Source organism: Mycobacterium sp. UM_11 (assembly GCF_001414075.1).
Lineage (GTDB): Bacteria > Actinomycetota > Actinomycetes > Mycobacteriales > Mycobacteriaceae > Mycobacterium.
On sequence record NZ_LATC01000161.1, the window covers coordinates 1 to 6,667 of the forward strand.

The window sequence follows — 6,667 nt, forward strand, 5'->3', positions numbered from 1 at the left end:
GATGTGTATAAGAGACAGGTGTGGGTGCCATGGTGGACCGCGTGGGGGCGATGGCCGTGGAAAAGGCGACACAGCCCTGGGCGTTCCTGATGCGCTCCTTGGTCGGTGGCGTGATGGTCGCCTTCGGGGCGCTGCTGGCGTTGATGGTGAGCACCGGAGTCAAGGCCCCGGGCGTCGCAAGCTTGTTGATGGGCTTGGCATTCGGCATGTCCTTCGTGTTGATTCTGGTGTCGGGCATGTCGCTGATCACCGCCGACATGGCCGCCGGATTCCTCGCCGTCCTCAACCGCGCCATGAGCATCGGCAGCTACGCCCTACTGGTGGTCGTTGGCCTCATCGGCAACGTCCTGGGGGCGCTGGTGTTCGTCACCATCTGCGGCGCCGCCGGCGGCCCGTACCTGGGCGCCTTCGCCGAGCGGGCCGCCACGGTGGGCACGCAGAAGGCCGGCCAGCCGTTTTGGACCGCGTTGCTGCTGGCCGTGGTGTGCACCTGGTTCCTGCAAACCTCGATGTGCATGTTCTTCAAGGCCCGCAGCGATGTCGCCCGCATGACGTTCGCGTTCTACGGACCGTTCGCGTTCGTCATCGGCGGCACCCAGCACGTGATCGCCAACGTCGGCTTCCTCGGTCTTCCCCTGTTGCTCAACCTCTTTCACCCGGCCGCACCGCGCGGGCTGATCGGCTGGGGTTTCGGCGAACACGGCCTGCTGACCAACCTCTCCATCACCACGGTGGGCAATTTGATCGGCGGAACGCTGTTCGTGGCGCTGCCCTTCTGGGCCATCGCGCAGTTACAGCGGCGCCGCATCTGACCGGCGGGTGACCGTGGCGTTACGGCCGCCTTAACTCGTCCACAGCAAAGCCCTCCGTCCCGGTGGTTAGGGACTTAAGCCTCACGACTGCGGCCCCGCGCGTTTATAGCGTCGCTGGTGATGGAGGGAGAACGAAATGTCAGCACCTGATCAACAGCGCGGCATCGTCGTCGCGGTCGACGGCTCGCCGGCATCGAATGCCGCCGCCACCTGGGCCGCCCACGAAGCGGCACTGCGAAAGATTCCACTCACCGTCGTCCACGCGGTGACGACCCCCACCGCCACCTGGCCACCGGTTCCATACCCCGACTCTCTCGTCGTGCGGCTGGAGGACGAGGGCAAGAAGGCGATCATGCACGCGATCAAGCTCGCCGAGGAGTCGCTGCCGGCGGATGTCAAGATCACCATCAACAGGGAACTCGTGTACTCCAGCCCGGCGCTGGCGCTGATCAAGATGTCCGACGAGGCGGCCATGATCGTCGTGGGTACGGCCGGGAGGGGCCTGCTGGCCCGGGGCGTCCTCGGGTCGGTCAGTGCCACCGTGGTGCGGCACGCCAATTGTCCGGTCGCCGTCGTCCATGGCGACGTCGGTGATCTTCCGGACACGGCGGACGCCCCCGTCCTGCTGGGGGTCGACGGCTCGCCGGCTTCCGGGCTCGCTACCGCAATAGCGTTCGACGAGGCCTCCCGCCGCGGCGTCGACCTGGTGGCCCTGCACGCGTGGAGTGACATCGCGATAAGCGAACTCCCGGAAGCGGATTGGTCGTCACTGGAAGCGGAAGCTCATCGCACCCTCGCCGAAAACCTGGCCGGCTGGCAGGAACGCTATCCCGATGTGACCGTGCAGCGGTTGGTCGTCCGGGACGGGCCGGCCCGTCAGCTCGCCGAAAAGTCCAAGACCGCCCAGCTTCTCGTCGTCGGCAGTCACGGCCGGGGCGGGTTGACGGGCATACTCCTGGGTTCGGTCAGCAACTCGGTTTTGCACTCGGTCCGCATCCCCGTGATCGTCGCGCGGCCGACGGCGTCCGACTGATCCTTTCCGGCCGCAAGGGCGGTGGCCGCCCACCCGCAGAGGGCGGCGAGATCCCGACCGGACCGCGCCACGGTGCGGTCGGGGCGCACCAGGGCGGCCGTCGCGCGCCCACGGCGCAGCCATGACCCCAGCGGGCTGTCGGCGTCGGCCACCAGCACGTCGACATTTCGCCGCCGCAGCGCCTCCTCATCGGCCGCGGTGGGGCGGGCGGTGGTGATCAGCGCGAAACCGGCGCCGAGCGCGTCGTCCAAGCGATGTCCCTGTCCTACCGGGGGATTCGGGCACAGCGTGCCGGCGAGCCCGCGCGGTCGTCGCGACGCGCACACCCACGCGGAACGGCGCAGCGCGGGCGTTCTCGAGTCGACGACCTTCTCGCGGAGGCCGGGGATGAGCCGCAACCGCGGCAACACCACCCGACGCACCCCGTTGCCCAGGCGGCCACCGCCTGTCATCGCCCAGCCGATGCCCAGCGCCAACCGGATCATGGATTGGGCATGCGGCTTGCGTTCCCGCTCATAGGTTTCCAGCACGTCGGGCGCCAGGGTGCCGTGGTGGACTCCGGCGATCTTCCACGCGAGGTTGGCCGCGTCCCGCAGGCCCGCCCCCATGCCCTGGCCGATGAACGGGGGAGTGAGGTGCGCCGCGTCACCGAGGAGAAAGGCGTTCCCCCGGCGCCAGCGGTCGGCGATCTGGGCTCGGAAGGTGTACTCGGCGACCCGCAAGAGCGTCAGCGCGCTGGCGGGCACCGCGCTGGTCCATGGCATGATCAGCGGCCGCAGCCGTTCCAGGGTGCCGAAGTCGTTCGCGGTTTCGCCGGCCAGGAGCCGGAACTCCCACCGGTAGCGGCCCGGCCCGATGCGCATGTAGGTGCCCGCGCGTTTTGGGTCGCACACCTGGTGCACCCCATCCCACTGGCCCAGGTCCGCGTCGCTGGCGATGTCGACCACCAGCCAGCGCTGCTCGAATTTCAAATCCCGCATGGCCGAGCCGATCTTGGTGCGCACCAAGCTGTTGGCGCCGTCGCAGCCGAGCAGGTAGTCGGCGTCGACGTGATGAACTCGGCCGTCGGCCCGGTCGGTGAAGGTGACGCGAATGTGTGTGCCGGCCGCGGTGATGTCGGTGACCTCGGCGTCCCCGCGGAGTCGGGCGTTGGGGTGGCGGTCGAGGTTGGACCGCAGCAGGGCTTCCAGTTCCGGCTGGTCGAACATGTTGGCCTGCGGGAAGCCGTGCACACTGGCCCCGGGGTCCCGGTTGAACTCGGCAAGCGTCCGAAACCTGTTGTCCACCAACCGCAGGCCCAGCGTCGGCCGCGATATCGCGGCGAATTCGCCGGCCAGCCCGAGGCGGGCGATGATTCGATAGATCTCGTCGTCCAGGTGCACCGCGCGCGGCTGCGGATACACGCCGGACCAGCGGTCGAGCACCAGGCAGTCCACGCCGTACTGCGCCAGCAGCGTGGCGGCGGTGACGCCGGTCGGGCCGGCGCCGACGATGACAACGGGGACTTGCCGGGTCATGGTCACGCGAATCGGATTGTGGTGCGCTGTGTTCCGAGGTCGATGACCCCGTCGTCGGTGGCCACCGACGCCTCGACCACGTCCCCGTCATGCAGGTATTTCGGGTTGGCCTCCTGCCGCGAGAAGAACATCTTCCATTTGACGGCCGGCGGCAACAGGTTTCCGATGAACTGCATGGGTTTCGGCGGGGCGCTCAGCGCGGTGCCGACGGGAGTGCCGGTGAGCACCAGGTCGCCCGGGGCGAGTTCTTGGAACTGGGTGAGCGACTGCAGGGCCTCGAGCGGCCGGTACAGCATGTCACCCTCGACGAGGCCGTTCTGGCGTTCTTCGCCATTCACGCTGAGCCGCAGCCGCAGATCACCGAATCGCTTGAGCTCATCGGCGTTGAGCAGCACCAACTCCGGGCCGACGGGTGTGAACGTCGGATACGACTTGGCCTCGTAGAACTGGGTTTGCGGGAGTTGGATGTCGCGCGCCGAGACGTCGTTGGTGACGACCAACCCGGCGATGAATTCACTGAGGTTGGCATCGGAGATGGTGGTGCCGACCGGGACCGCGCGGCCGATCACCAGACCGATCTCCACCTCGTAGTCGAGAAACCTGACGTGCTGGGGTTTGACGATGTCGTCGAACGGGCCGTTGATGGACGCCGAGGCCTTGCGGAAGAACGTGAGCGGGGTGGACGCCGGATCCATGCCCGCGTCTTTGACGTGCGACTCGAAGTTGGTCATCTGAGCGATGACCCGGCACGGTCGGGTGACCGGCGAGATCAGCGCGAGGGTGTCGACGGCGACGAGATCGGTGCTGGCGGCGGCGCTTTCGATCGCGGCCCGGTCGGCCAGCAGCGCGGCGGTGCTGGTGGCCTCGGTCTGGATCCGGGCGGCGCCCTGGGCGGACTTGAGCCACCACGCATGGCCGGTTTCGGAGGCGGTGTGCAGTACGGAGAGGGTCATGAGGTGGTGACTTTCAGTAGGCCGATCAGACGGTTGATGTCGAACTCGTTGTGCGCGCGCAGCGCGGTGATCATCGAAAGCAATTCTCCGGGAACCGATTTCGTATCGGTGCCGAGAAAATCCCTGGTGGCCGGCGGCCCCCACTGGGCCAGCCCGGATGCGGTGAAGGGCGCCCAGCCCGGGTCCAGCGTGGCATCGAACAGGTCGCCATCGGCGAAGTGCTCGAACAGGTAACCCTCGGGGTCGCGCCAGTAGTCGAAAATCTGGCTGCCCTGGATGTGTCTGCCGATTCCCCAGGACCTGGAATAGCCTCGCGCGCCTAGGTATTCGCCGCCGGCGGCCAGCGCGTCGAGATCGCTGACCTGATACGCCGAATGGACGTAGCGGTTGGCCGGACCGAGGGCCATAGCCAGCGTGTGGTGGTCGGCGGGTGTCGACCCCCGGTCACACCGGATGAAACTCATCGTCGGCCCGCGGTCGCGCTGGCCGGGGAAGTACAGGAAATCGCTGACGATCATGCCCAGGTTGTCCAGATACCAGTTCAGCGTCTCGAGGTACTTGGTCGACTGCACCACCAGGTGGCCCAGGCGCTGCACTTGAGCGGGAACTCGTGGGGGGCGCTGGCCGGTGTTGGTGCGCCGCACGTCGCGTCCGAAGTTGAAGTCGTGGACGGGTTGGCCCGGCAGTTCGGGGAGCTCCTGCATGCCGGCGACGACGCGAACGGACATGCCGCTGGGGTCGGTCAACTCGACCGATCGGCCCCCGATGGTCTCCGGCAGCGGTCGAACGGGGGCGTCGAAGCGGGCCGCCAGCCGGCGCACGTCGGCCTCGTCGCAGGCCCGGAACGCCGCGCCGGTGAAACGACTGCGCGGTCCTCGACGCACGATGACGCATGGCGCGCCCGCCCGGGTACCGCGCAATTGCAGTTCGTCCGGCCCGTGATGCGCCGTGTGGAAGCCGAACGCCCGCGCGAACGCCTCGGCTCGCGTCATGTCGGGCCGTTCGAACTCCAACCAGGCGAGATCGGCGACCTTGACCACCGGGTTGCGGGACCGGCCGGGATGCTCCCCGGGCCGCGCGCCCTGCTCGCTGTGCGCGTGGTCGCGCGCGCTTTTCGTCAGATGCATGACTACTCCCAAAAAAGTAACTGACGAAATCGTCACATACGAGACAACGTTCAGTCAAGAGGCTGACGGAATCTTCATTACTGATGCATACTGCTCGTCATGAGCGCGATGGCGGAGCCGGCCAACCGGCTGGAACGGCGCAAGCGGCGCACCCGGGCTGCGCTGGTCAAAGCGGCACAGCAACTGATCGCGGACGGCAAGGTCAACGTTCCCGTCCTCGAGATCACCCAGGCCGCCGACGTCGGGATGGGGTCCTTCTACAACCACTTCGACAGCAAGGAGCAGCTGTTCGAGGCCGCCGTGGCCGACGTGCTCGACGCCTACGGGTCGATGCTGGACCGGCTCACCGAGTCGATCGAGGACCCGGCCGAGATTTTCGCCACCAGCTTCCGGCTCACCGGCCGGCTCTTCCGGCGCCGGCCCCAGGAGAGCCAGATCCTGCTGGCCAACGGAATGGAATTGCTGACGTCGGAACGGGGCTTGGCTCCGCGGGCGCTGCGCGATATCAAAGCCGGCGTCGCGGCCGGGCGGTTCGACGTCGACGATCCCGAGTTGGCCCTCGCCATGGCCGGCGGGGCGCTGTTGGGCTTGGGAAACCTGTTGCGCCACCATCCGGATCGCGACGACGCGCACGCCGCCGACGTCGTCACCGAAAACGTGCTGCGGCTGTTCGGGCTCAGCGCCGACGAGGCACACGCGATCTGCAAACGGCCGCTGCCCGAGGGCGGGCTTCTCGAGCCCTAGCGCTTCACGACGGCGCCGACTGAGAATGCGACGTTCCTGCCCACGCCGCCGTCGTCACCGGCCGCCCCGGGCGCGGTCCACCGCACGCGTGCGGTGCCGGTGACATGCAGGGCGGCGCCGGTATCGAAATCGACGAACAGCAAGGCGGCCTCGTCGTCGACGGCCAGGTTGCCGTAGCTGTTGAACATGTTGTTGCCCGGGAAATCCGGCCACCACAACCGGTCGGGGGACTCGACTCGGACGAATCCGGGTGGACCTCCGCGGTGTGACGCATCGCTGCCCCGACTGGGATGACTTGTGCCCAAGAAGAATGTGTCGGACGAAGCGATCATCGCCCGATCGGATGGATCGAGAAGCGTTGCGCGCCTAGTGGGTACAGAAGGCGGGGCAGCGAACGCGGTGACATCGATGGCGTGGGGGTGAATGTACTTGGGGCAGTTGCCGTATGACTGGTCGACGTTGACCCTGTCTCTTATACACA

General features: G+C 67.5%; 6 protein-coding genes and 1 pseudogene. 3 read left to right on the forward strand and 4 right to left on the reverse strand.

The window, feature by feature from the left end:
* Positions 1 to 20: 20 nt before the first annotated feature.
* Both WU80_RS23615 and WU80_RS23620 read left to right on the forward strand, forming a co-directional pair.
* Positions 21 to 812 (forward strand): annotated as a pseudogene (locus WU80_RS23615) (formate/nitrite transporter family protein); the annotation flags it as partial.
* A 136-nt stretch (positions 813 to 948) separates the two neighbouring features.
* Positions 949 to 1,845, forward strand: coding sequence for a universal stress protein (locus WU80_RS23620; protein ID WP_055405518.1), 897 nt, complete (start codon positions 949 to 951; stop codon positions 1,843 to 1,845).
* Here WU80_RS23620 and WU80_RS23625 read toward each other — a convergent pair.
* The 3 genes from WU80_RS23625 to WU80_RS23635 are packed head-to-tail and all read right to left on the reverse strand — an operon-like array spanning position 1,737 to position 5,442.
* Positions 1,737 to 3,362 (reverse strand): bifunctional 3-(3-hydroxy-phenyl)propionate/3-hydroxycinnamic acid hydroxylase, encoded by a 1,626-nt coding sequence (locus WU80_RS23625; protein WP_082460008.1) that lies wholly within the window; start codon positions 3,360 to 3,362, stop codon positions 1,737 to 1,739. The two genes, WU80_RS23620 and WU80_RS23625, sit on opposite strands and share 109 nt — an antisense overlap.
* 2 nt (positions 3,363 to 3,364) lie before the next feature.
* Complete coding sequence (locus WU80_RS23630; RefSeq protein ID WP_055405519.1) at positions 3,365 to 4,315, reverse strand: fumarylacetoacetate hydrolase family protein; 951 nt, start codon at positions 4,313 to 4,315, stop codon at positions 3,365 to 3,367.
* The gene (locus tag WU80_RS23635; RefSeq protein ID WP_055405520.1) at positions 4,312 to 5,442 is read right to left on the reverse strand and encodes a VOC family protein; all 1,131 of its coding nucleotides are present in this window, start codon (positions 5,440 to 5,442) and stop codon (positions 4,312 to 4,314) included. The genes WU80_RS23630 and WU80_RS23635 overlap by 4 nt, the downstream gene beginning before the upstream one ends.
* 99 nt (positions 5,443 to 5,541) lie before the next feature.
* Between WU80_RS23635 and WU80_RS23640 the strand changes: the two genes are divergently transcribed.
* Positions 5,542 to 6,186 (forward strand): TetR/AcrR family transcriptional regulator, encoded by a 645-nt coding sequence (locus WU80_RS23640; RefSeq protein ID WP_055405521.1) that lies wholly within the window; start codon positions 5,542 to 5,544, stop codon positions 6,184 to 6,186.
* On the opposite strand, the gene WU80_RS23645 is transcribed toward WU80_RS23640, so the two are convergent.
* Positions 6,183 to 6,667, reverse strand: a 485-nt coding sequence (locus WU80_RS23645) for a pyridoxamine 5'-phosphate oxidase family protein (RefSeq protein ID WP_197286014.1), incomplete at its 5' end; no start/stop codon positions are given. The genes WU80_RS23640 and WU80_RS23645 overlap by 4 nt on opposite strands.